This is a genomic window from Lutibacter sp. HS1-25 (assembly GCF_004121075.1).
Lineage (GTDB): Bacteria > Bacteroidota > Bacteroidia > Flavobacteriales > Flavobacteriaceae > Lutibacter.
On record NZ_RHLN01000070.1, the window covers coordinates 1 to 3,818 of the forward strand.

At 26.3% G+C, this 3,818-nt stretch carries 5 protein-coding genes; all 5 read right to left on the reverse strand.

The features are described 5' to 3' along the window. Nucleotides 1–287 precede the first annotated feature (287 nt). The 5 genes from EC396_RS12215 to EC396_RS12235 all read right to left on the reverse strand — a co-directional run bounded on the left by EC396_RS12215 (nucleotide 288) and on the right by EC396_RS12235 (nucleotide 3,814). Complete coding sequence (locus tag EC396_RS12215; RefSeq protein ID WP_129366947.1) at nucleotides 288–977, reverse strand: hypothetical protein; 690 nt, start codon at nucleotides 975–977, stop codon at nucleotides 288–290. 747 nt (nucleotides 978–1,724) lie between these two features. Next, complete coding sequence (locus tag EC396_RS12220) at nucleotides 1,725–2,390, reverse strand: hypothetical protein (protein WP_129366948.1); 666 nt, start codon at nucleotides 2,388–2,390, stop codon at nucleotides 1,725–1,727. Nucleotides 2,391–2,537: 147 nt separating this feature from the next. Continuing rightward, complete coding sequence (locus tag EC396_RS12225; protein WP_129366949.1) at nucleotides 2,538–3,263, reverse strand: hypothetical protein; 726 nt, start codon at nucleotides 3,261–3,263, stop codon at nucleotides 2,538–2,540. A gap of 160 nt (nucleotides 3,264–3,423) precedes the next feature. Continuing rightward, nucleotides 3,424–3,726 carry a helix-turn-helix domain-containing protein gene (locus EC396_RS12230; protein ID WP_129366950.1) on the reverse strand — a complete coding sequence of 101 codons (303 nt, stop codon included), beginning with the start codon at nucleotides 3,724–3,726 and terminating at the stop codon, nucleotides 3,424–3,426. Further along, nucleotides 3,713–3,814 carry a type II toxin-antitoxin system RelE/ParE family toxin gene (locus tag EC396_RS12235; protein ID WP_370276488.1) on the reverse strand — a complete coding sequence of 34 codons (102 nt, stop codon included), beginning with the start codon at nucleotides 3,812–3,814 and terminating at the stop codon, nucleotides 3,713–3,715. Before EC396_RS12235 ends, EC396_RS12230 begins: the two co-directional genes overlap by 14 nt. Between the last annotated feature and the right edge of the window lie 4 nt (nucleotides 3,815–3,818).

The window sequence follows — 3,818 nt, forward strand, 5'->3', positions numbered from 1 at the left end:
TTTTTGTAAAAATCAGATTACAAATTTTAAATGTTTTCATAGTTTTTTTATTTCAGATTGTCAATCAATCAATTTTATTTTTTAAGTTCATAAAACTCAAATTAGTAATTCAGAATTTAATTCTGCCATATTACACAACGGGCTTTTATAAGATTTGTGCGACTGGAAAATCGGAGATTTTTCGGACGTAGCAAATCGTTTGTTGAATGTTTGTCGGCTCGTTATTTAGTTTAAATGTAAGCATAAATTTTATGAGTTGTTGTGTGCTGGCCTTTTTATGTTACATCTTAATTTCCAATCCAAATATTATTTCCTGCGACACAATCTCTTGTTGTTTTTATTCCACAATTGAACAAAATATGTGCAAATGTCACTTGTTCAATTCTTTTGTCTGATGAAAAATGCATACTATTTACCGAATCATTTTTGCCAAATGTTTTGTAATAATATTCTAAATCAATTTGTTTTGCTCTCTCGATTATTTTTTCATAATCAGGATAATCATAAAAATTGATATTTTTCAAAGTCTCTTTATTCTTAAAATTAAATATTCTTTGTCTGTTTGCTAAAATGATACTATCTACTTTCTTAATTCCAATTGAGTCATACTTAATATTAAATTCTCGATGTATTGCTCCAGATAAAAATGGAGCTTCGCAACAAATCTCCTTTGTCAATCCAGTATTCAAATCTGTTGCTTTAAATACGATGTAGTTAGGAGCAGTACTATTATTTTCGTATGAACTTTTAAAAATTTGTTTTCTTATAGAATCATTCGAGTAATTATCAAATAAATTCTTTTCTGGTTTGTCAATTGTAGATGAATTGTCAGTTTTGTTTTTCGGTTGACAAGAAACTATAATTATCAAAAAAATATATCCTAATTTTTTAATCATTTTTCTTTTTTCGGCTTGCACACAACGGGCTTTTATAAGATTTGTGCGGTTTAAAAATACGATATTTTTCAGCTGTAGCAAATTGTTTATTTAATATTTTAAATTTTCTATTAGTTCGAATTATAGCATGAATTTTATGAGTTGTTATGTAAAGTGCTTTTGAGTTCGGATTAATTTTTCGGAACTAAATTTCTACGTATCAAAACCTCATTTTGCATTATTTTTCAAATTCCGAGATTTGTCATTATAAATGAAATGAGTTGTTATGTAAAGTGCTTTTGAGTTCGGATTAATTTTTCGGAACTAAATTTCTACGTATCAAAACCTCATTTTGCATTATTTTTCAAATTCCGAGATTTGTCATTTTAGTTGAATTTTTCTTAAATCTTAATTATTCCAATATTCAAACTCCTACGCTTAAACTCCGCCATAATTTTAAATTCCGAGATTTCTCTTTTTAGTTTATATTTTTCTGAAATCTTATGTATTCCAACTTTCAAAATCCAACGCTCAAACTCCGCATATTTTTAAACTCCGAGGTTTATTTTTTAGTTTTATTTTTTATATAATTCATTGCTCAATTTCTATTTATTTCAATGAGTTTTTTTGTGTAATTTCTCGTACAATTAAATGATATTGAATCAAATAACTCAAAATAAGGAATTCAGAGAGAATTCCGATGGCATTTTACATAACGTGTTTGAATATGGTTTGTTGCGTGATTAAGCACTAAATTTAGTAAATAATTACTTACCTAGAAAATCCGTTAGGATTTTCGTAAATAGGCAATAACCAAGCAATAAACTATATGCGGTGTTGGGCAAAGTTTTAATCAAAATACAATTTAAACAATTCATAATAATCTTGATTCTCAACTTTGGAACTTATTAAATAGTAATTTTCAGTTTTATCAATAATCCCATAAATATACTTGTCTCCTTTAAGACTTAAGCTACTCCTAATTTCATTGTTGCTTTCTACAAATTCCAACTCAAACTCATAATTGCTAATTTTTTTATATCCTAATTTTGAATATGTTAAATCTGTAAAGGTCTCTTTATATTCATTATTCTTTATAATAACAATCGTTTCGTTTCCGTTATTTTCAAAATATTTGAATAAATCTCGATTCCAAAAATCTAAAATTTCTTTATCAGACAAATTAGTATTAGGTTTCTCTTTTTTTCTTGTAACACTTTCTTTTGGAGGATATAATCTTTCTAATAATTCAGTAAATTCTCTACAGTTTTTTTGTGTTCTGTAAAATAGTTGCGAACCTATTTTATTCGCTTTTTCTCTTTCAAATCTATTAAGATATAAATCAAATTTATCTTGATAAAATCTGTTAATTCTAATCGAGTCATTTTGAATATTACTCGTTGTTTTTAAATATTCACAAAATTCTATTGAGATAGAATCAATTTCTTTTATCGTTTGACTAAATGCTTTAAAAGTAAAAAGAAATATCAATGTTATGATTATTGTTTTTTTCATAGTTCTAATTTTGCCCAACGGGCTTTTATAAGATTTGTGCGGTTTAAAAATACGATATTTTTCAGCCGTAGCAAATTGTTTGTTTAATATTTTAAATTTTCTATTAGTTCGAATTATAGCATAAATTTTATGAGTTGTTGTGCTTTGTTATTTTATTACAATATTTTTATTTCCGTTTTTAATTATCATAATTCCATCTCTCAACTCATTTATTGTTAAATATTTCTCAAATAGTTTACCTTGATTATTAAATAATTTTTTGATTACTTTTCCAATCATTAAACATAAAATTTGTTCAATTTCTTTATCAAATGATTTAATCATTTTATCAAGATCGAAATTCTCAAAATGGTTTTGGTTTCTTAAAAGTTTAATTTCACCTGTTTCTAAATCTGGTCTGGAAATTTCATAAACATCAAATATATGTTCAGAATCGGATTTAATTTGATTGAAATTTGTCGAATGTGCTCCAATTTTATTTCTTAAATCTATCAGTTCTAAGTTTGCTAATTTTTCTATTATCTCCTTTTTGTTATTTATTTTATAAATCTCTAGTAAATTTTGTATTGCAAGTTTTTGTTGATAAATAGCATTTAATAATCCATAAAGCCTTAAATATCTTTCTCCAATATCTTTATGTCTTGAAGGACCATGTAACTCGAATTTTTTAAAAGATTGTTTGGCTAACTCTGTATCGTCTATTATATAGAAAGCATTAAGTAATATATTCCATCCAAATTTTTTTTCAAATCCGTAGAATTTTTTAACATCATCTCTAAATGTTGTTTTACATTCTTCATCTTTCCATTTTACTGCGAAATTATGTAAAATATCTTTTTGAATCGAATTGTATTTTTCTATTATTGTATTCATTCGGTTAATAAAGCACAACGGGCTTTTATAAGATTTGTGCGACTGGAAAATCGGAGATTTTTCGGACGTAGCAAATCGTTTGTTGAATGTTCGACGGTTCGTTATTTAGTTCAAATGTGAGCATAAATTTTATGAGTTGTTGCCAGTAGTAATTTATCATCTATAAATCTAAAGACAACGTTAAATCCCCCCCAAGTCCATCTTTTATAATTCTCATTAATGTTGAAAGCCGAATATCACTTGCATTATTTTCAATTCTCGAAATATAATTCTTAGTTGTTCCAACTTTGTCTGCGAGTTCCTCTTGGGTTAATTGTTGTCTTTTTCGAGCCTCTTGGATCAATACTCCAATTTTAAAAGTCTCAAATTCCTCCTCAAATTTATCTCTTGATTGAGTTCCTGTTTTGCCATAATTTTCCTCAAGATGTGAATCAAATGATTTAATATTTTTATTTGTTTTCATAATACTCTGCTTTTAATTTTTCAGCTCTTTTGATTTCATTTTTCGGTGTTTTTTGTGTCTTTTTTTGAAATCCTGTTAATAAAATCACTAGG

Excerpts from the sequence above, each read along its gene's own strand:
- EC396_RS12220 (WP_129366948.1), bottom strand. The coding sequence starts at position 2,390 with ATGAAAAAAACAATAATCATAACATTGATATTTCTTTTTACTTTTAAA.
- EC396_RS12225 (WP_129366949.1), bottom strand. The coding sequence starts at position 3,263 with ATGAATACAATAATAGAAAAATACAATTCGATTCAAAAAGATATTTTA.
- EC396_RS12230 (WP_129366950.1), bottom strand. The coding sequence starts at position 3,726 with ATGAAAACAAATAAAAATATTAAATCATTTGATTCACATCTTGAGGAA.